Origin of the sequence: Rubrivivax albus, from assembly GCF_004016515.1 — a bacterium.
Classification (GTDB): Bacteria; Pseudomonadota; Gammaproteobacteria; order Burkholderiales; family Burkholderiaceae_C; genus Rubrivivax; species Rubrivivax albus.
The window spans coordinates 147,357-168,067 of sequence record NZ_SACT01000005.1 but is presented as its reverse complement, the minus strand read 5'-3'; the positions used below and the strand labels follow the sequence as shown (position 1 = coordinate 168,067).

Below are 20,711 nucleotides of genomic sequence, written 5' to 3'. Positions count from 1 at the left end.
CCGCGCTGCCGGCCGATACGCCGAGCATGGACATGCACGCGCCAGGTTCCCGCTCGACGGCTGCTCCGCAGGCGCCCGCGCAGCGGGCGGCCGCGAACGGGCAGGTGCCCTGGGTCGCCGCTGCGTTGGCGGTCACCGGCGTGGCCGCGGCCGCCGTGTGGATCGGCCCGACGGCAGCCGCGCTGACCGCGGCCTTTGCCGTGGCCGGGCTGGCCTGGCGGGCGCGGATGTCGCCTGCAGTACCCGACGGCGAGCCTGCCGCCGGCGCGCCGCCGGTGCCGGGGATGGACGTCCCCACGTCGCCCCTGGCGTCCGTGGTGGACACGACGCTGTTCTTCCGCCCGTTGCGCAGCCTGCCGGAGCTGCACCTGCGTGGCATCGAGGCCGAACTGCGCTGGCGCCTGCCAGGGGGTGAACTCCTGCCGCCGCTGGCCTGGCCACAGACCCTGGCCCCCGACACGGCAGCGGCCCTGCTGGACGCCTGGCTGGGCACCGCGCTGCCTCAGTTCGCACGCTGGCTGCCCGACCTCCGCGAACGTGGTGGCGCCACCATGTGGCTGCGCCTGCCGGCCGCCTGGGGCGCGCTGCCGACGTTCGGGTCGCGCCTGACGCAGGCCCTGGCCGACGCCGGGCTGGACCCATCGTGCCTGGTGCTGCGCGTGCCGTTGCAGGCGCAGGGGCGCCAGGCCAGGCTGCCGCAGGCGGTGCTGGACCTGCAGGCGCAGGGCGTCACGCTGGCGGTCGATGCCTTCGGCGCCGGCAGCGCATCGCTCACGCACCTGGACCGTCTCCCGGTGCGCACCGTCTGCCTCGCACCGTCCTTCGTCGAGCGTGCCGGCCCCACCACCCCGCAACGCTGGGTGGTGGAGTCGACGGCGAAGCTGGCCGCGTCGATGGGCATGTCGACACTGGCCGAAGGCATCACGCAGGACAGCCAGGTGCTCGCGCTCGCGGTCCTGGGCTGCGACCTCGGCGTCGGCGAGGTCTGCGGCCCCTGGCGGGAAGCGTCCGACGCGGCCAGCGGCTGGTCGACGTCGTCGACGGTCCGCGCCGCCTGAGGCGGTCTTCCGGCGTTCACGCCGGATGCACCTGTACAGGCCCGGTCGCACCGCGGCGCAGCCCGACCCCTGCCATCTGCAGTTCGTCGCAGCCCCTCTGTTGCCGCCGGAAGGGGGCTCCTACACTGCCCCCACTTCAGAACACACGTGGCCCACGTGAGCCTGCCTCAGGCGCGCCAGGGCCCGAAGAGGACGACACATGCAGAAGAAGTGGCTCATCGGTGGAGGGCTGGCCGCAGTGCTGGTCGTCGGTGCGGGCGTGGCCTTCGTCAGTGGCGCCATCCCTGCGCGCGGCGGAGCCGGGCCGGACGGCAATGCCGAGAAGGCGCCGCCGCCATTGACCTTCACCGCCCGCGAGGTGGTGCGCCCGCAATCGGCACCGATGCCCGGCCGCGTGGCCTTCTCCGGCCCGCTGGTGGCGCCGGGCACGGCCACGCTGCGTGCGCGTGCCGCCGGTACGCTCACCACGCTGGCGGTGGCCGAGGGCGACCGCGTCCGTGCCGGCCAGGCCGTGGGCCGCATCGACCTCGCCGACGTGAGCAGCCGTGTCGCCGAGCGCGAGGCCAACGTGGCCGCCGCCCGCGCCACGCTGGCCCAGGCCCAGCGCACGCATGCGCAGAACGAGCGGCTCGCCGGCCAGCAGTTCATCTCCGGCGCGGCACTCGACGGCTCGCGCGCGGCGCTGGAGACGGCGCGCGCGCAGCTCGACGCGGCCCAGGCGTCGGCCGCGGCCACCCGGGTGGCGCTGCGCGACGCCACCCTGCTGGCCCCCATCGACGGCATCGTGGCCAAACGCCAAGTGCTGCCGGGCGAGAAGGTGACGCCCGACCAGCCGGTGCTCACCATCGTCGACCTGCGCCGGCTTGAACTGGCCGGCAGCGTCGGCACCCATGAGGTGGCCCGCCTGTCGGCCGGCATGCCGGTGCAGGTGCAGGTGGAGGGGGTGGACAGCCCCGTGTCGGGCCGCATCGCGCGCATTGCGCCAGCCGCCGAGCCGGGCACGCGGGCCATCGGCGTCACCATCGAACTGCCCAACGCCGACGAGCGCCTGCGCGCCGGCCAGTACGCCGCGGCCACCGCCGTGCTGCCCGATGACCGCGACCGCCTGTCGGTGCCGGCCACGGCGGTCAGCCAGTCGGCCGGGCAGGACCAGGTCTGGCTCATCGACGGCGGCAAGCTGGCCCGCCGTGCGGTGCGGCTGGGGCGGCTCGACGAGGCCACCGGCCGCGTCGAGGTGCTCGACGGCGTGACCGTCGACAGTGTCGTCGTCGCGGCGCGCTTCGACGGGCTCAGCGAAGGCCGGCTGGCGTCGGTGAGTGCCGAGCAGGCGGCCGCGGTGGCGTCGACGTCGGCGTCGGCGCCGGCGCGCCTGCAGTAAGGAGCCGCGCCATGTGGATGACCCGCGTCTCGATCCAGCACCCGGTCTTCGCGACCATGGTGATGGTGGCGCTGTGCGTGCTCGGCCTGTTCAGCTACAACAAGCTGGGCGTCGAACAGCTGCCCGACATCCAGCCGCCCGGCGCCTGGATGAACATCGAATACCCCGGCGCCACGCCCGAGGCGGTGGAGCGCGAGGTGCTCAAGCCGGTGGAAGAGTCCATCAACAGCATCGCGGGCGTGCGCAAGATCATGTCGCGTGCCTTCGAGGGCCGGGGCGACATCAGCGTCGAGTTCGGCCTCGACACCGACATGGACCGCGCCATGACCGAGGTGCGCGACCGTGTCGCGGCCGTGCAGAGCCGCTTCCCGCGCGACGTGAAGCCGCCGATGCTGGCGCGCTGGAACAACGACAACGCCGAGCCGGTGGTGACGATGGCGCTGGTCAGTGCCACGCGCAACATGCGCGAGCTGTCGGTGATCGGCGAGAACACCGTGGGCAAGCGGCTGCAGCGCGTGCCTGGCGTGGCCCGGGTGGAGATCCAGGGCCTGACCGAGCGCGAGGTGCGCATCGACCTCGACCCGATGCGCCTGCGCGCCTACGGCGTCACGCCGGCGCAGATCGCCGACGCGCTGCGTGCGGCCAACAACGACCAGCCGGTGGGGCGCCTGTCCGACAGCCGGCAGGACACGCTGCTGCGCGTGGAGGGCCGCATCCGTGATCCGCGCGACTTCGGCAACATCATCGTCGCCCACCGCAACGGCCTGCCGCTGCGCCTGGCCGACCTGGGCACGCTGGTGGAGCGCGAGCGCGAGCCGGAATCGCTGGCGCGCCTGAGCGGCCAGCCGGCGATCAACTTCAACGTCTTCCGCCAGCAGGACGCCAACGTGGTGGCCACCGGCGAGGCGGTGAAGGCGGCGCTGGCCGAACTGCAGAAGACGCTGCCTGCCGACGTGGAGCTCAAGCTCGTCAACGCCGGCAGCGACTGGATCAAGGGCAGCCTGGACGGCCTGCGCAGCACCCTGATCGAAGGTGCGCTGCTGACCGTGGCCATCGTCTTCCTGTTCCTGCACAGCTGGCGCAGCACCATCATCACCGGGCTGACGCTACCGATCGCGGTGATCTCCAGCTTCATCGCCGTCTACCTGTTCGGCTTCACGCTGAACTTCATGACGATGATGGCGCTGAGCCTGTGCATCGGGTTGCTGATCGACGACGCCATCGTCGTGCGCGAGAACATCGTGCGCCACGTGCACATGGGCAAGGACCACATGACCGCAGCGCGCGAGGGCACGGACGAGATCGGCCTGGCGGTGATGGCCACCACCTTCGCCATCGTCGCGGTGTTCGCGCCGGTGGCCTTCATGGGCGGCATCATCGGCAAGTTCTTCCACCCCTTCGGCGTCACCGTGGTGGTGGCGGTGCTGATCAGCCTGTTCGTCAGCTTCACGCTCGACCCGATGCTCAGTTCGGTCTGGCACGACCCGCCGGCGGCCAAGCTGGCGCGCGTGCCGGTGATCGGCCACGCCATCCGCGGCACCGACGCGATGATGGACGTGCTGCACCGCGTGTACGCCAGCGCCATCCACTGGATCTTCAGCGCCCGCCGCTGGCGGGTGTGGATCCCGGCCTACGGCCGCGGCTTCGACGCCGATGGCCGGCGCGACCGCGGCACCCGTCGCCGCTGGCGCAGCGCCACGATCACGCCGCGCGGCCTGGTGGTGGCCGGCGGGGCGCTGAGCTTCGTCGCCGCGCTCGGCCTGGCGCCGCTGGTGGGCAGCGAGTTCGTGCCGCAGGTGGACCAGGGCTTCACGCAGCTGGCCGTCAAGCTGCCGGTGGGCAGCAGCCTGGAGCGCACCGACGAGAAAGTGCGCCAGATCGAGGCCCGCGTGCTCGCGGTGCCCGAGGTCAAGCACGTGGCCACCTGGATCGGCGGCCCCGGCCAGCGCCACCAGGCGTGGCTGAACATCCGCCTGACCGACCGCCGCGAGCGCAACCGCACGCAGAAGGAGGTCGAGGGCGTGATCCGCGATGCCGTGGCCGGCATCCCGGGCGTGGACGCGGCGCTGGGCTTCAACCGGCCCATCTACGTGGCCATCCTCGGCAACGACAGCGAGGGCCTGGCCCAGGTGGCCACCGAGTTTGCCGACAAGGTGCGCAAGATCCCCGGTGCGGTGGACGTCGAGACCTCGGTGCAGGCCGGCGTGCCCGCCTATGCCGTGCGCCTGAAGCCCGACGCGGTGCGTGAGCTGGGCCTGACGCCATCGCAGCTGGGCAGCAGCCTGCGGGCCTTCGTCAACGGCGACCCGGCGACCACCTGGACCACGCCCGACGGCGACCAGGTCGACGTGGTGCTGCGCCTGAACGAGGCCGACCGCGAGCGCGTGGCGCAGCTGCGCGACCTGCCGGTGGCCTTTGCCGCGAACGGCGTGCCGGTGACCCTGGCCAGCGTGGCCGACATCGAGCCGGTGTTCAACCCACAGAACATCCGCCGCCAGAACCTGCAGCGGCGCGAGGCGGTGTTCGCCGGCGTCAAGGACCGCAGCCCGGGCGACGTCAGCGCCGACGTCCAGAAGCTGATCAAGGAGACGCAGCTGCCGCCGGGCTACAGCTTCGACATCGGCGGCCAGATGCAGGAGCAGGCCGAGGCCTTCAGCGGCCTGCTCGGCGCGATGGCGCTGGCCGCGATCTTCATCTACATCGTGCTGGCCAGCCAGTTCGGCAGCTTCGTGCAGCCCATCGCCATCATGGCCAGCCTGCCGCTGGCGCTGATCGGCGTGATGCTGGCGCTGCTGGTCACCCGCAGCACGCTCAACGTGTTCTCGATGATCGGCCTGGTGATGCTGATGGGCCTGGTGACGAAGAACGCCATCCTATTGGTGGACTTCGCCAACCAGGCGCGCAAGGCAGGGGCGTCGGTGCGCGACGCGCTGCTGGAGGCGGGCCAGATCCGCATGCGCCCCATCATCATGACCACCGCGGCCATGGTCTTCGGCATGCTGCCGCTGGCGCTGGCGCTCAACGACGGCGGCGAGATCCAGGCGCCGATGGGCCGCGCCATCATCGGCGGCCTGCTGACCAGCACGCTGCTGACGCTGGTGGTCGTGCCGGTGCTCTACAGCTACGTGGTGCGCGAGAAGCGGGTTGGCGTCGCTCCGGAGGCACTGCCCGCCGGCGGGGCGGGCATGCCGGCGGCCATGCCGGCGGACCGGGACTGACCACGCCCCCGGCCTGCGGGCGCGCCCGTAGGCCAGCCGGGCCGCCGACTCAGGCCGACCAGGCGTCGGCGACGGCCGGCCGGCGCAGCGGCGACGCGAGCACCTCGTCGATGGGGCGCGCGCGGTCGAACAGCCAGCCCTGCAGGCGGTCGCAGCCCGCTTCCACCAGGAAGCGGGCCTGGGCGGCGGTTTCCACACCTTCAGCCACGGTCTGGATGCCGAAGCGCCGCGCGATGCCGATGATGGCCAGCACCAGGGCGGCGTCGTCGGCGTCCTCCACCAGGTCGCGCACGAAGGCGCGGTCGATCTTCAGCTCGTGCACCGGCAGGCGCTTGAGGTACAGCAGGTTCGACCATCCGGTGCCGAAATCGTCGATCGAGAAACGGAAGCCTTCGGCGGCCAGGTGCTTCATCACCTGTTCGGAGGCATCGTCCGCCAGCATGCTTTCGGTGAGCTCGAGCTGCAGCGCCCGCGGAGAGATGCCGTAGGCGCCGACGGTCCGGACCAGATGCGCTGTGAACCCCGGGTCGGCGAACTGGCGCGGGCTGACGTTGACCGCCAGCGGAACGTCCACGCCGGCGTCCCGCAGCCGGCAGGCCAGGGCGCAGGCCTGCTCGATCATCCGCCGCCCCAGGGGCAGGATCAGGCCGGAGTCCTCGGCCACCGAGATGAACTGCGCTGGCGGCACCATGCCCTGGTCCGGGTCGTGCCAGCGTGCCAGGGCTTCCAGGCCGGCGATCGTGCCGTCGGATGTCCACTGGCCTTGCAGGTGCAGGGTGATGGCGTCGTCGTCGATGGCCTGCCGCAGCGCACGTTCCATCGCCACCCGCGACGCCACGTGCTCGTGCATGGCCGGCTCGTAGAGCCGCGTGCTGCCGCGCTCGGCCTGTTTGGCCGCGTACATCGCCGTATCGGCCTCGCGGACGAGATCGTCCACCGTCGGCGTGTCGTCGCGCGGGAACACCGTGATGCCAATGCTCGCGCCGACGCGGTACTCCATCAGCCCGACCTGCACCGGCACGTCCAGCGCCACGCGCAGCTTGCGCACCACCTCGCGTGCTGCCCGCTCTGCCTCGTCGGGGTCGGCGCCGGCATCGGGCAGCAGCACCATCAGCTCGTCGCCGCCCATGCGCGCCAGGGTGTCGTCCACGCGCAGCGTGTCGCGCAGGCGGCGCGTGACCTCGCACAGCAGTGCGTCGCCCGCGGCGTGCCCATGGCTGTCGTTCACCCGCTTGAAATGGTCGAGGTCGAGGAAGATCAGCGCACCCAGCCGGCGCCGACGGCGGCAGCTGGCCAGAGCTTGCCCCACGCGGTCGGCCAGCAGGCTGCGGTTGGGCAGGCCGGTCAGTGCGTCGGTGGTGGCCGCGGCGCGCAGCCGCTCCTCGGCCCGCTTGCGTTCGTTGATGTCCATCAGCACGCCGCTGACCCGCAGCACGCGCCCGTTCGGTGCCCGTTCGGCGACGGCGGCGTAGGCCAGCAGCCAATGCCAGGCCCCGCTGCGCATGCGCAAGCGGAACTCGGCGCGATAGCGCTGTTCGGTGCCACGCAGCAACGCCAGCATCGTGTCCTGTGACATCGGGAGGTCGTCGGGGTGCACCCGTTCCAGCCAGCGGCCTTCGTTGGTCAACGGGCCGAAACGCTCCACCCAGTTCGGCGACAGCGTCCACTGGTCGTCGTCCGGGTCCCAGGTCCAGGAACCCAGGTCGGCCGCACCGAGCGCGGTCTGCAGCATGCCGTCGGTGCGCACCGCGTCGGTGATGTCGGTGAAGCAGGTGAGCGCCGCCTCCAGTTCGCCATCGGGGCCGCGCAAAGGCACGCAGCGCAGGTCCAGCCAGCGCCGCTGGCCCTGGCCGTTGTGCACGCCGATCCGGCGGGGTTCGGTGGGCCGACCCGTGGCCAGCACCTGGGTCAGGGGGCGGTCCTCGTCGCGCAGCGGCTGACCTTCGGCGTCCACCGTCAGCCAGCGGGCTGCCCGCGTGTCGCGTCCGACCAGGCCGCCAGGGGGCATGCCCAGGATGTCGTGCGCCGCCGGGTTGGCGCGCAGGATGGCCGCGCTGCGCGACTGCAGCAGCACGCCGGCCGGCAGGGCGTCGAGCAGTGCCTGCGCATGCTCGCGCTGGCGGACGACTTCGGTGACGTCGGTCTCGACGGCCACGAAGCCTTCGAACGTGCCGTCTTCGCCGTGCAGCGGCTGCAGGTCCACGTCCATCCAGTAGGGTCTGCCACCCTTGGACCGGTTGAGGATCTGCACGCGGCAGGCCTTGCGCGCGCGCACCGCGTGACCGAGCGCCTCGCGCGCCGCCGGCGCGCTGCCCTCGAACTGCAGCACAGAGCCTGGCGTGCGGCCGATGACCTCGTCGGCGCTGTAGCCGGTAACCCGCTCGAAGGCGGCATTGACCCAGGTGGTGCGACCCTCGGTGTCGCCCAGGATGACCACGTTGTCGGTGCGCTGGGCCACCAGCGCCAGGCGCCGCAACTCGCGCGAGGTGCGGTGCTGCTCGAGCCGGCTGCGGTGCAGTTCGATCAGGTGCGAGGCCTGTCGTGCCAGTCGCACGAGGGCGTCGCGCTGGCGTGCCTCGAGCCGGCGTGGCGTGCGGTCGATCACGCACAGCGTGCCCAGGGCCTCGCCGGTGGGCAGCCGCAGCGGCATGCCGGCGTAGAACCGGATGCGCGGATCCTGCACGACCAGCGGGTTGTTCCGGAAGCGGGGATCGGCGGCCGCGTCGGGCACCTCGAAGATGCCGTCGCCTTGGATGGCGTGCGCACAGAAGGCCCACTCGCGCGGTGTCTCGCGCGCAGGGAGGCCATGGTGGCTCTTGAACCACTGGCGCTGCTCGTCGACCAGCGACACCAGCGCGATCGGCACGTCGAGGATCTCGGCGGCCAGCGCAGTCAGATCGTCGAAGCTCTGTTCTTCCGCCGTGTCCAGCAGTTCGGTGGCCTGGAGCGCTGCCAGACGCTGCGCCTCGTCGGGTCGAGGCAGTGACGTGCTGGACGCAGAACTGTCACCGGCGACGATAGATGACGTCTCTGGTGTGCGCTCGGTCCCAGTGGTGCGGTGTTGCACGCGGGACGGTACGGGCATGTCGGCGGCGTGGTGGAAGACAGCGGGTTGTCCTGTCACTATCGGCCGAAAGGCGCAACTGCTGAAACCGGGATCACCCCGACCCCCCGACGCCCAGGGTCTTCAGCACTCCACGATGTTGACCGCCAGCCCGCCGCGGGCCGTTTCCTTGTACTTCGTCATCATGTCGGCGCCGGTCTCGCGCATCGTCTTGATGACCTTGTCCAGGCTGACGTGGTGCGTGCCGTCGCCGCGCAGCGCCATGCGCGCGGCGTTGATGGCCTTGACCGACGCGATGGCGTTGCGCTCGATGCAGGGGATCTGCACCAGGCCGCCCACCGGGTCGCAGGTCAGCCCCAGGTGGTGTTCCATGCCGATCTCCGCGGCGTTCTCCACCTGTTCCGGCGTGCCGCCGAGCACCGCGCACAGCGCGCCGGCGGCCATGCTGCAGGCCACGCCCACCTCGCCCTGGCAGCCCACCTCGGCGCCGCTGATGCTGGCGTTCTCCTTGTAGAGGATGCCGATGGCCGCGGCGGTGAGCAGAAAGTCCACCACGCCGGTGTCGGTGGCGCCGTGCACGAAGCGCCGGTAGTAGTGCAGCACCGCGGGCACGATGCCCGCCGCGCCGTTGGTGGGCGCGGTGACCACGCGGCCGCCGGCGGCGTTCTCCTCGTTGACCGCCAGCGCGTACAGATTCACCCAGTCCAGCACCTGCAGCGGGTCGCGCAGCGCGGCCTCGGGCTGGGCGACCAGCGCCTCGCGCAGCGCCCTGGCCCGCCGGCGGACGTGAAAGCCACCGGGCAGCGTGCCATCGGCGGCACAGCCGCGGGTCACGCAGTCCTGCATCACCTGCCAGATGCGCAGCAGGCCGGCGTCGATCTCGGCATCGGTGCGCCAGTGGCGTTCGTTGCGGCGCATCAGCGCGGCGATGCTGCACCCGTGTTGCTGCGTCAGTGCCAGCAGTTCCGCACCGCTGCGGAAGGGGTGCGGCAGCACCGTGGCGTCGGGCGCGATGACCTTCTGCTTCGAGCCGTCGGCCGCCACCTCGTCGCTGACGACGAAACCGCCGCCCACCGAGTAGTACACGCGCTGCAGCAGTTCGCGGCCCTCGGCGTCGAAGGCCGTGAAACGCAGGCCGTTGGTGTGGAAGGGCAGGGTCTCGCGGCGGTGGAACTTCAGGTCGTCGCGTTCCTGGAAGGCGATGCCCTGCTCGCCCAGCAACGCCAGATGGCGCTGGGTGCGCACGGCCTGCAGCAGGTCGGGGATCGCGTCCACGTCCACCGTGTCCGGCTCGTGCCCCATCAGCCCCAGCAGCACCGCCTTGTCGCTGCCGTGGCCCTTGCCGGTGGCACCCAGGCTGCCGTAGAGCTGCGCGAGCACACGCGCCGTGCGCGGCAGCGCGCCGTCGTGCTGCAGGCGCAGCGCGAACAGCCGCGCTGCGCGCATCGGCCCCACGGTGTGGCTACTGCTCGGGCCGATGCCGATCTTGAACAGGTCGAAGACCGAGACGGCCACGGCGCAGCGCCTGCTCGTGTTACTGGTAGTCGCTCACCGGCAGGCAACTGCAGAACAGGTTGCGGTCGCCGTGCACGTTGTCGATGCGGCCCACCGGGCTCCAGTACTTGGCCTTTCGCAACGAGGCCACGGGGTAGGCCGCTTCCTCGCGCGAATACCCGTGCGGCCAGTCGGCCACCGCCAGCGAGGCCGCCGTGTGCGGCGCGTGCTTCAGCGGGTTGTCGTCCTGCGGCCAGATGCCTTTTTCCACCTTCGCGATTTCGCCGCGGATGGCGATCATGGCGTCGCAGAAGCGGTCCAGTTCCACGCGCGGCTCGCTTTCGGTGGGCTCCACCATCAGCGTGCCCGCCACCGGGAAGCTCAGCGTGGGGGCGTGGAAGCCATAGTCGATCAGCCGCTTGGCGACGTCCTCGGCGGTGACGCCGCTGGTCTTCTGAAGCGGGCGCAGGTCCAGGATGCACTCGTGGGCCACGCCGCCGCCCTTGAGGCCGGGGACGTCGCTGCTGAAATGGATGTCGTAGTGGTCCGCCAGGCGCGCGGCCACGTAGTTGGCCGACAGGATGGCGGTCTCGGTGGCGGCCTGCAGGCCCTCGGCGCCCATCATGCGGATGTACATCCACGGGATGGGCAGCACCGCCGCATTGCCCAGCGGCGCGGCCGACACCGCGCCCACCGGCGTTTCCACGCCGGTGGCCGTGGCGTGGCCGGGCAGGAAGGGCACCAGGTCTTCCACCACGCACACCGGCCCCACGCCCGGACCGCCGCCGCCGTGCGGGATGCAGAAGGTCTTGTGCAGGTTCAGGTGGCTCACGTCGCCGCCGAACTCGCCGGGCGCGGCCAGGCCCACCAGCGCGTTCATGTTGGCGCCGTCCACGTAGACGCGCCCGCCATGGGCGTGCACCAGATCGCACAGCGCCTTGACGTTGCGGTCGAACACGCCGTAGGTGCTGGGGTAGGTGATCATGATCGCGGCCAGGTCGCTGGCGTGCGCCGCGCACTTGGCCTGCAGGTCGGTCATGTCGATGGCGCCGGCGGCGTCGCATTTCACGACCACCACCTTCATGCCCACCATCTGCGCGCTGGCCGGGTTGGTGCCGTGCGCCGATTCCGGGATCAGGCAGACGTCGCGGTGGCCCTCGCCGCGCGACCGGTGCCAGCCGCGGATGGCCAGCAGGCCGGCGTATTCACCCTGGCTGCCGGCGTTGGGCTGCAGGCTGACGCCGGCATAACCCGTGGCCTGGCTGAGCCAGCCGGTGAGCTGCGCGTTCAGTTCGGCGTAGCCGGCCAGCTGGTCGGCCGGTGCGAAGGGGTGCAGGTGGGCGAACTCCGGCCACGTGATGGGGATCATCTCTGCCGTGGCGTTGAGCTTCATCGTGCACGAGCCCAGCGGGATCATGCTGCGGTCCAGCGCCAGGTCCTTGTCCGACAGGCTGCGGATGTAGCGCAGCATCTCGGTCTCGCTGTGGTGGGTGTTGAAGACCGGGTGCGTCAGGAACGGCGTGCTGCGGCGCAGGTTGTCCGGAATCAGCGTGTCGATGCCGCGTTCCCAGCGGGCCACGTCGGGCAGCGCCTGGCCGGGCTCGGAGAACCAGGACCACAACGCGCTGATGTCGGCGCGCGTGGTGGTCTCGTCCAGCGCCACGCCCACGTGCGTCGGCGACACGCGGCGCAGGTTGGCACCGGCGGCCAGTGCGCGGGCGATGACGGCGTCGGTGCGGTCGCCCGTCTCCACCGTCAGCGTGTCGAAGGCGTGCACGGTGAGGATCTTGTGACCCAGCGTCTTCAGTCCCTCGGCCAGGATGGCGGTGTAGCTGGCCACGCGGCGCGCGATGCGCGTCAGGCCGACCGGGCCGTGGTAGACCGCGTACATGCTGGCGATCACCGCCAGCAGCACCTGCGCCGTGCAGATGTTGGACGTGGCCTTCTCGCGCCGGATGTGCTGTTCGCGCGTCTGCAGCGCCAGGCGGTAGCCGGGGTTGCCATGGGCGTCGATGCTGGCACCCACCAGCCGGCCCGGCATCTGGCGCTTGAAGGCGTCGCGGCAGGCCAGGTAGGCCGCGTGCGGGCCGCCGGCGCCCATCGGCACGCCGAAGCGCTGCGTGTTGCCCACGGCGATGTCGGCGCCGAATTCGCCCGGGGGCTTCAGCAGCGTCAGCGCCAGCAGGTCGGCGCAGACGATGAAGGCGGCGTTCTTCGCGTGCGCCTGCTCGACGAACGGCGCCATGTCGTGCACCAGCCCGGTGGTGGCCGGGTACTGCGCCACCACGGCGAAGCAGTCGTGCTCGGCCAGCAGCGCCGGCACCGGGCCGACGAGCACGTTCAGCCCCAGCGGCTCGCAGCGCGTGCGGATGACCTCGATGGTCTGCGGGTGGCAGTCGCTGGCCACCAGCAGGGTGTCGCTCTTCGACTTCACGCTGCGCTTGGCCAGAGTCACCGCCTCCGCGGCGGCCGTGGCCTCGTCGAGCATCGAACTGCCGGCCACGTCCAGCCCGGTGAGGTCGGTCACCAGGGTCTGGAAGTTGATCAGCGCCTCCAGCCGGCCCTGCGAGATCTCGGCCTGGTAGGGCGTGTAGGCGGTGTACCAGGCCGGGTTCTCGAGGATGTTGCGCAGGATGACGCCCGGCGTGTGCGTGCCGTGGTAGCCCTGGCCGATGAAGCTGCGCAGCAGCTTGTTCTTCGCGGCGATGGCCTTCAGTTCGGCCAGCGCCTGAGCCTCCGTGACCGCCGGAGGCAGGTCCATCGGCTGCTTGCGCGCGATGTCGCCCGGCATCACCGCGCTGATCAGCGCCCGGCGCGACGCCGCGCCGATCACCGACAGCATGTGCGCCTGGTCGGCGTCGTCGGGCCCGATGTGGCGGGGCAGGAATTCGCCGGCGTCTTCGAGCTCGGCAAGCGGGGGCAAGGCGGACATCAGCATGGCGGCGGGGCGGTCAGGCGAAGCGGAAGGTCACAGGGTCTTGAGCAGCGCGTCGTAGCCCGGCGGGTCCATCAGCGCGTCGAACTCTTCCATCTTGGTGACGTGGACCTTGAAGAACCAGCCGGCGCCCATCGGGTCGGTGTTGGCCAGCGCCGGGTCGGCGCGCAGCGCCTCGTTCACTTCCACCACCTCGCCCGTCACGGGCATGTAGATGTCGGCCGCGGCCTTGACGCTCTCCACCACGCCGGCCACCTCGCCCTTGGCGTAGCTGCGGCCCACCTCCGGCAGGTCGACGAAGACCACGTCGCCCAGCGCTTCCTGTGCGTGCAGCGTGATGCCGACGACGGCGGCCTCGTGGTCCTCGATGTTGATCCACTCGTGGTCGGGGGTGAACATGGTCGTCATCGGAGTCTCTCCTTGGGGTTGTCCGGGCGGGGAATCAGCCGCGGTGGTAGCGGTGGGGGTTGAAGGGCATCGGCGTCACGCGCATCGGCAGGCGCTTGCCGCGCACCTCGGCGTAGACCTCGTGCTGCGCCTGCGTGTGGTCGATGGGCAGGTAGGCCATGGCGATGGGCTTGTCCACCGTCGGCGCCAGCGTGCCGCTGGTCACGGTGCCAAGGCGGTGGCCATGGGCGTCGACGATGGGGGCGCCTTCGCGCACCGGCGCCCGCTCCAGGCCGACGAGGCCGACGCGCTTGCTCGGTGCGCCGCCACCCAGGTGCTTGTCGATGACCGCGGCACCGGGGTAACCGCCATGGCGCGCCCCACCCGGGCGGCGCACCTTCTGGATCGCCCAGGTCAGGCCGGCTTCGATGGGGCTGGTGGTGTCGGTGATGTCGTGGCCGTAGAGGCACAGGCCGGCCTCCAGGCGCAGCGTGTCGCGCGCGCCCAGGCCGGCGGGCGCCACCTCGGGCTGCGCCAGCAGGGCCTCGGCCAGGGCCTCGGCGGCGTCTGCGGGCACCGAGATCTCGAAGCCGTCCTCGCCGGTGTAGCCGCTGCGCGTGACGTAGCAGTCGGCGCCGGCCAGCGTGAAATGGCCGCCGGTCATGAAGACCAGCCGTGCGACATCCGGGTTCAGCCGCGACAGCGCGGCCACCGCCTGCGGGCCCTGCAGGGCCAGCAACGCGCGGTCGGGCAGCGGCACCACGGTGCAGCGGTGGCCGATGTTCGTGATCAGGTGTTTCGTGTCTGCGGCCTTGCAGGCGGCGTTGACGACGAGGAACAGGTCGTCGTCGCGGCGCGTGACCATCAGGTCGTCGAGGATGCCGCCGGTGCTGTTCGTGAAGAGTGCGTAGCGCTGCTTGTGCAGCCCCAGGTCCACCACGTCCACTGGCACCAGGGTCTCCAGCGCCGCGGCGGCATCGTCGCCCACCAGGCGCAGCTGCCCCATGTGCGACACGTCGAACAGCGCTGCCGCGGAACGGCACTGCCGGTGCTCGGCGATGATGCCTGCGGGGTACTGCACCGGCATGCTGTAGCCGGCAAAGGGCACCATGCGCGCGCCGAGCTTGACGTGCAGCGCATGCAGGGGGGTGGTGAGCAGGTCGGACATCGCGGAACCTTTCGAGGGCGCTGCCTCGGCCACCGCGCGTACCGGTGTCCGGGGGCCCTCGCTGTCCGCTTTACCTGAGAGATTCGGGTCCGCCCGGTGACGGCCCTTGCCCCTTCGGTGGGCGACGGCGTTGATGCCGGCGCCTCTCTCCAGTGAGGTCAACCAGCCAGTCCTTTGGCCTGAGCGTTCGGGGGCGTCCCCTGCGCCTTCGGCGGCCTCGCTCCCCGATCGGGGCGGAGACTCTCTCCTGGCAGTGCCAGTGTATCAGCGCGCCCCGGGCTTCCGCGAGCGTGGGGCGGGATGACAGGATCGGGGGCCTCACGACACGCCAGCCATCGCCTGATGACCACCCCGACCGCACTCTCGCCATTGCTCCAGCGCCACCGCTCGATCCGCCGCTACAAGTCCGAACCCATCGACCCCGCGCTGCTCGACGCCGTCCTGCAGTACGCCTTCGCCGGCGCCTCGTCGTCGGGCAACCTGAACATGGTCTCGGTGGTGCGCACGCGCGACGCCGAGCGCAAGCGGCGCCTCTACGAACTGCACTTCGAGCAGGACATGGTGCTGCAGGCGCCGCTGGTGCTGACCTTCTGCGCCGACACCTGGCGCACCCGCCAGTGGCTGCAGCGGCGTGATGCGCGGCTGAACTTCGACAACCTGCTGGCCTGGCACGTGGCATCGTTCGACGCGATCATCGTGGCGCAGACCACGGCGCTGGCGCTGGAGGCCGAGGGCCTGGGCATCTGCTACATGGGCACCACGCTGCACGCGATGCGCGAGATTGCCGACTTCCTGGAACTGCCGCCCAACTGCCTGCCGGCCACCAGCCTGGTCGTCGGCTGGCCCGACGAGGCGCCGGCGCAGCGCGACCGCCTGCCGATGGCTGCGTGGTGCCACGACGAGACCTACCAGCGGCCCAGCGGCGAGCAGATCGACGCCCAGTTCCACGACCGCGAGGTCAAGGGCTGGGCGCGCTACCAGAGCCTGCACGAAGGCTTCCTGGCCCGCATGGCCGAACTGGGCGTGGACTCGCTGGCCAAGTTCTACACCTGCGACCTGAAATACGCGCCGAAGCGGTTCCGGGAGGATTCGGAGAAGCTGCGGGTGTTGTTCGAGGAGCGGGGGTTCTTGCCGTGAACAGGCGCCGCAACCATTTGAGCCCGCGGGTGTCTGCCGATGCCTCTGGTGTGCGGGTCGAATCGCCGCGTCGATCCAGCGGTGCCGGCATCGGCTTGCTGCCGTTGGCCATTGCTCTTGGCGTGACCGCCTGCGCCACCAACGCCCCGTACGTCGAAGTCAGCGGCTACAAGACCGCGCGCGCCGACGGCCACGAGGAGGAGATCATCATCCGCGGCGTGGACGGCAAACTCGACTTCGACGGCCTGCGCGAAGTGACCATCGAACCCGGTGCTCACGTGCTGCTGCTGGACACGGCCCGCAACCGCCGCGCGGTGGACCCCGCGGTGCTGGTGCCGCTGAACGCCAAGGCCTGCCTGCGCTACAGCTTCGTGGCGCGGCACGAGACGATGACCGGGCTGCGGCCCTGGCAGGTGGTGCTCAAGGACGTGCAGCCGATCCCCGAATGCGTGGCCCGGTTCCCGGACCATGCGCCGGTGCCTTCGGCGGCGGCTTCCGCGCCGCGCTGACACCGCACCCGCCGGCCAGGGCCCGGGGCCTGGGCGTGGCGGCGCTTCAGCCCGTGCCCAGCAGCGCCTTCAATCGCGCCACCGCCGAATCCGGCGTTGTCAGCACCGGCAGCCCGGTGGCCGCGGCCACGGCATCCCGCGCGCGGGCCAGGCTGAACTGCGCCAGCGCGATCACGCGGCAGCCCTGGTCGGCCAGGCGAAGGGCCGCCTGCACGGCCAGGCGGTCGTGGGTGTCGACGTCGCCGGCATCCAGCGCCGCCATGGCGCCCTCGGCCAGCGCGGTGCGCAGCACGGCCGTGGCCGGGAACTCCGGCGGCATGGTCTGCAGCGTGGGGCCGAAGGTGGCCAGCAGGCCGATGGGCGTGCCGGCGGCCAGGGCCACGGCCTCGTCCACCATGGCCTCGTTGGGCTTGAGCACCGGGATGCCGGCGTGGCGCGCCTTCACGGCGTCGATGCAGGGGCCGAAGGCGCTGCAGGTGAACAGGATGGCGTCGGCGCCGGTGCCCACGGCGTAGTCGGCCAGGGCCAGGAAGCGCTGCGTCATGCGCTCGTCCAGCGCACCGGAGCGCGCCAGGTCGGCCGACAGGCTGTCGTCCAGCAGGTTCATGCGCACGGCGTGCGGCCAGTCGCGCGCCAGCGCGGCGTTGATCGGCGCTGGCGAGTGCACCAGCGCGTGGATCAGCGCGATGCGCACCGTCATGCCGCGGCGCCGCGGCGGCGCCGTTGCAGCATCACCACCACGCCCAGCAGTGCCAGCGCCGGGATGAAGGCCCATTCCTTGGCCGGCCGGTCGGCCGGCATCTCGATGGCCGTGACCTTGAAGCCCTGCTCCAAGCCCAGCTTCTCGGCCTGCGAGCCGAACTGCACCGCCGCCACCTGCACGTCGGGGCCCAGCGTCATCACCGTCAGGCCGATCTTGCGCAGGCGCTCGCGCGCCGGGCCGGGGTCGCCCAGCGGGAGCAGCACGCCCTTGCGCACCTCGTCGCCGTTGAGGTTCAGGCCCTCGACCCAGATCCGCTTGCGTTCGCCCGCCGGGGCCTGTTCCACCAGGGTCATCAGCTCGCTGGCCGGGCGCTCGTCGTAGGGCGGGAAGAGCATGTCCCACCAGAAGCCGGGGCGGAAGAGGGTGAAGGTCACCAGCAGCAGGGCGATGGTCTCGTACCAGCGCGTCTTGACGAGGAAGAAGCCCTGCGTGGCCGCGGCGAAGACCAGCATCGCGACGATGGCGCTGGCCACCGTGAGCGCCAGGTGCCAGGGGCTGTCGATGCCGATCATCAGCAACTGCGTGTTGAAGATGAAAAGGAACGGCAGGATGGCCGTGCGCATCGAATAGTAGAAGGCGGTGACGCCGGTCTTCAGCGGGTCGGCGCGTGCGATGGCGGCCGCCGCGAAGCTGGCCAGGCCCACGGGCGGTGTCACGTCGGCCATCAGGCCGAAATAGAAGACGAACAGGTGCACCGCGATCAGCGGCACCAGCAGGCCGCTCTGCGCGCCCAGTTCCACCACCACCGGCGCCATCAGCGTGGACACCACGATGTAGTTGGCCGTGGTGGGCAGGCCCATGCCCAGGATCAGGCTGATCAGCGCCACCAGCACCAGCATCAGCATCAGGTTGCCGCCGGAGAGCAGTTCCACCACCTCCGTCATCACCAGGCCCACGCCGGTGAGTGAAACGGTGCCGACGATGATGCCGGCCGCGGCCGTGGCCACGCCAATGCCGATCATGTTGCGCGCGCCGGCCTCCAGGCCGGCCACGAGGTCCTTCACGCCGGTCATGAAGGCGTTGCCCAGCGCACCCTGGCCGCGCATCAGCGCCACCAGCGGGCGCTGCGTGAGCATCACGAAGATCATGAACACCGTGGCCCAGAAGGCCGACAGCGCCGGCGACAGCTGCTCGACCATCAGGCACCAGATCAGCACCACCACGCTGAGCAGGTAGTGCAGGCCGCTCTTGAGCGTGGGTGCGGTTTCCGGCAGTTCGTAGACCGGTGCGTTGGGGTCGTCCATCGTCAGCTCGGGCTGGCGCGTGCCCACCCAGACCAGGCCGATGTAGGCCGCCAGCAGGCCGATGCCGATGATCGGCGTGGCCGCGGCGCCGGCCACGCCCTTGACCCAGCCGATGGCGGCGTAGGTGATGCCGGCCAGCACCACGAAGCCGGCCACCGTGAGGCCGAAGGACAGTAGCCGCTGCGCGGCCGTGGCCTGGCTGCGGCGTGGCAGGCCGGTCAGGCCGGCCTTCAGCGCTTCCAGGTGCACGATGTAGAACAGCGCGATGTAGCTGATCAGCGCCGGCAGGAAGGCATGCTTGATCACCTGCGAGTACGGGATGCCCACGTACTCCACCATCAGGAAGGCCGCCGCGCCCATCACCGGCGGCATGATCTGGCCGTTGACGGAACTCGACACCTCCACCGCGCCGGCCTGGTCGCCGCGGTAGCCCACGCGCTTCATCAGCGGGATGGTGAAGGTGCCGGTGGTCACCACGTTGGCGATGCTGCTGCCGCTGATGATGCCGGTGGCGGCACTGGACACCACCGCCGCCTTGGCCGGCCCGCCGCGCATGTGGCCCAGCAGCGCAAAGGCGCTCTTGATGAAGTAGTTGCCGGCGCCGGCGCGGTCGAGCAGGCTGCCGAAGAGCACGAACAGGAAGATGAAGCCGCTGGACACGCCCAGCGCCACGCCGAAGACGCCCTCGGTGGTGAGCCACTGGTGCGACATGGCCCGGCTCAGCGACGCGCCCTTGTGCGCGATCAGGTCCGGCATGTAGGGGCCGCCGAAGGTGTAGCCCAGGAACACCAGCGCCACGATCACCATCGGCAGGCCCAGCGCACGGCGTGTGGCCTCGAGCAGCAGCACCAGGCCGGTGACGGCGACCACCAGGTCCTGCGTGTTGGGCTGGCCGGGGCGGTCGGCCAGCTCGCGGTAGAAGAAGAACAGGTAGCTGGCGCAGAAGGCGCCCACCAGCGCGAAGACCCAGTCGAGCACCGGCACGCGGTCGCGCCGCGACATGCTGAAGGCCGGGTAGGCCATGTACGCCAGGAAGACCGCAAACGCCAGGTGGATGGCGCGCGACTGCGTGTCGTTGAAGACACCGAAGCCCACGGCAAACGGCAGCGGGGAGGCGATCCACAGCTGGAACAGGCTCCAGGCGAGCGTCACGCCGAGCAGCAGCTTCGTGACCAGCGGGCCGGGCTTGCGGCCACCGGTGTCGCTGTCGGCGGCCAGTTGGGCGACGTCGACGTCCTTCGTGTCCTTCTTGTTCTGGGCCATGGGGTCCTCTTCTACCGATCGCAAACGACAAGGGGCCCCGCTGGCGGGGCCCCTCGGTCAAGCAGCTGTCATGCCCGGGCTTACATCCAGCCCTTTTCCTTGTAGTACTTGACCGCGCCCGGGTGCATCGGGGCGGAGTTGCCGTTCTTCACCATGTCCTGCGGCTGCAGCGCGCCGAAGGCCGGGTGCAGCTTCTTGAACTCCTCGAAGTTGTCGAACACCGCCTTGACCAGCTCGTACACCGTGGCGTCCGGCACCTTGGCGCTGGTCACGAAGGTGGCCAGCACGCCGTAGGTGGGCGTGGGGTTCGGGTGGCCGGCATACAGGCCGCCGGGGATGTTGACCTTGGCGTAGTAAGGCGCACCGGAGACCAGCTTGTCGATGGCCGCACCGGTCAGCGGCACCAGCTTGGCGCCGCAGGTGGTGATCGGGTCCTGGATGTTGGCGCTGGGGTGGCCCACGCCGTAGAAGAAGGCGTCGATCTTGTTGTCGCACAGCGCGGCGCCGTGCTCGTCGGCCTTCAGCTCGGACGCGAGCGAGAAGTCGCCCATCTTCCAGCCCATGGCGTTCAGCAGTTCCTCGGCCGAGGCGCGCGTGCCCGAGCCGGGGTTGCCGACGTTGAAGCGCTTGCCCTTGAGGTCCTCGAACTTGCCGATCGCGGCTTCCTTGCGCGACAGCACGGTGAAGGGCTCCGGGTGCACCGAGAACACCGCGCGCAGGTCGGTGTGCTTGCCGTCCTTCTCGAAGACCTTGGAGCCGTTGGTGGCGTGGAACTGCCAGTCGGACTGGGCGACGCCGAAGTCCAGCTCGCCGGCCTTGATGGTGTTGATGTTGAACACCGAACCGCCGGTGGACTCCACCGAGCAGCGGATGCCGTGGCGCGCTCGGTCCTTGTTCATCAGGCGGCAGATGGCGCCGCCGGCGGCGTAGTACACGCCGGTCACGCCACCGGTGCCGATGGTGACGAACTTCTGCTGCGCGAAGGCGCTGGAGGCGGGCAGGCCGAGGATGGCGGCGGTGGCGGCCAGGGCCAGGGTGGACTTCAGCTTCATGGGCTTCTCACTCCTTGTGCGGGTTACTTCGAAGGACTGCC

At 71.0% G+C, this 20,711-nt stretch carries 13 protein-coding genes and 1 riboswitch; of the genes, 5 read left to right on the top strand and 8 right to left on the bottom strand.

Features of this window, described 5'->3' with window-relative positions:
* Window positions 1-26 precede the first annotated feature (26 nt).
* The 3 genes from ENE75_RS15850 (at window position 27) to ENE75_RS15840 (ending at window position 5,654) form a co-directional block, all read left to right on the top strand.
* Window positions 27-1,058 (top strand): EAL domain-containing protein, encoded by a 1,032-nt coding sequence (locus ENE75_RS15850; protein WP_128199304.1) that lies wholly within the window; start codon window positions 27-29, stop codon window positions 1,056-1,058.
* Between the two features lie 199 nt (window positions 1,059-1,257).
* Complete coding sequence (locus tag ENE75_RS15845) at window positions 1,258-2,436, top strand: efflux RND transporter periplasmic adaptor subunit (protein WP_128199303.1); 1,179 nt, start codon at window positions 1,258-1,260, stop codon at window positions 2,434-2,436.
* 11 nt (window positions 2,437-2,447) lie between these two features.
* Window positions 2,448-5,654, top strand: coding sequence for an efflux RND transporter permease subunit (locus tag ENE75_RS15840; protein ID WP_128199302.1), 3,207 nt, complete (start codon window positions 2,448-2,450; stop codon window positions 5,652-5,654).
* A 49-nt stretch (window positions 5,655-5,703) separates the two neighbouring features.
* On the opposite strand, the gene ENE75_RS15835 is transcribed toward ENE75_RS15840, so the two are convergent.
* The 5 genes from ENE75_RS15835 to gcvT all read right to left on the bottom strand — a co-directional run bounded on the left by ENE75_RS15835 (window position 5,704) and on the right by gcvT (window position 14,702).
* Entirely contained in the window at window positions 5,704-8,739 is a 3,036-nt protein-coding gene (locus ENE75_RS15835; protein WP_128199301.1) for a bifunctional diguanylate cyclase/phosphodiesterase, read from the bottom strand.
* Between the two features lie 102 nt (window positions 8,740-8,841).
* A complete protein-coding gene (locus ENE75_RS15830; RefSeq protein WP_128199300.1) occupies window positions 8,842-10,233 on the bottom strand; it encodes an L-serine ammonia-lyase in 1,392 nt (463 codons plus the stop codon).
* A 19-nt stretch (window positions 10,234-10,252) separates the two neighbouring features.
* Complete coding sequence (gcvP, locus tag ENE75_RS15825) at window positions 10,253-13,150, bottom strand: aminomethyl-transferring glycine dehydrogenase (RefSeq protein ID WP_128199299.1); 2,898 nt, start codon at window positions 13,148-13,150, stop codon at window positions 10,253-10,255.
* Between the two features lie 30 nt (window positions 13,151-13,180).
* Window positions 13,181-13,555 carry a glycine cleavage system protein GcvH gene (gene gcvH, locus ENE75_RS15820; protein ID WP_128199298.1) on the bottom strand — a complete coding sequence of 125 codons (375 nt, stop codon included), beginning with the start codon at window positions 13,553-13,555 and terminating at the stop codon, window positions 13,181-13,183.
* 34 nt (window positions 13,556-13,589) lie between these two features.
* Window positions 13,590-14,702 (bottom strand): glycine cleavage system aminomethyltransferase GcvT, encoded by a 1,113-nt coding sequence (gene gcvT / locus ENE75_RS15815; RefSeq protein WP_128199297.1) that lies wholly within the window; start codon window positions 14,700-14,702, stop codon window positions 13,590-13,592.
* A 51-nt stretch (window positions 14,703-14,753) separates the two neighbouring features.
* A riboswitch (glycine riboswitch) is annotated at window positions 14,754-14,865 on the bottom strand.
* 179 nt (window positions 14,866-15,044) lie between these two features.
* Between gcvT and ENE75_RS15810 the strand changes: the two genes are divergently transcribed.
* Together ENE75_RS15810 and ENE75_RS15805 are read left to right on the top strand one after the other, a co-directional pair.
* Window positions 15,045-15,839: a nitroreductase family protein gene (locus ENE75_RS15810; protein ID WP_158288969.1), complete on the top strand. Its 795-nt coding sequence runs from the start codon at window positions 15,045-15,047 to the stop codon at window positions 15,837-15,839.
* A gap of 29 nt (window positions 15,840-15,868) precedes the next feature.
* The gene (locus tag ENE75_RS15805; protein ID WP_128199295.1) at window positions 15,869-16,348 is read left to right on the top strand and encodes a hypothetical protein; all 480 of its coding nucleotides are present in this window, start codon (window positions 15,869-15,871) and stop codon (window positions 16,346-16,348) included.
* A 46-nt stretch (window positions 16,349-16,394) separates the two neighbouring features.
* Here ENE75_RS15805 and ENE75_RS15800 read toward each other — a convergent pair whose 3' ends face one another.
* The 3 genes from ENE75_RS15800 to ENE75_RS15790 all read right to left on the bottom strand — a co-directional run bounded on the left by ENE75_RS15800 (window position 16,395) and on the right by ENE75_RS15790 (window position 20,670).
* Complete coding sequence (locus ENE75_RS15800; RefSeq protein ID WP_128199294.1) at window positions 16,395-17,048, bottom strand: aspartate/glutamate racemase family protein; 654 nt, start codon at window positions 17,046-17,048, stop codon at window positions 16,395-16,397.
* Window positions 17,045-19,618: a TRAP transporter permease gene (locus ENE75_RS15795; RefSeq protein ID WP_128199293.1), complete on the bottom strand. Its 2,574-nt coding sequence runs from the start codon at window positions 19,616-19,618 to the stop codon at window positions 17,045-17,047. The genes ENE75_RS15800 and ENE75_RS15795 overlap by 4 nt, the downstream gene beginning before the upstream one ends.
* An 80-nt stretch (window positions 19,619-19,698) precedes the next feature.
* Complete coding sequence (locus ENE75_RS15790) at window positions 19,699-20,670, bottom strand: TAXI family TRAP transporter solute-binding subunit (protein WP_128199292.1); 972 nt, start codon at window positions 20,668-20,670, stop codon at window positions 19,699-19,701.
* Window positions 20,671-20,711: the final 41 nt, after the last annotated feature.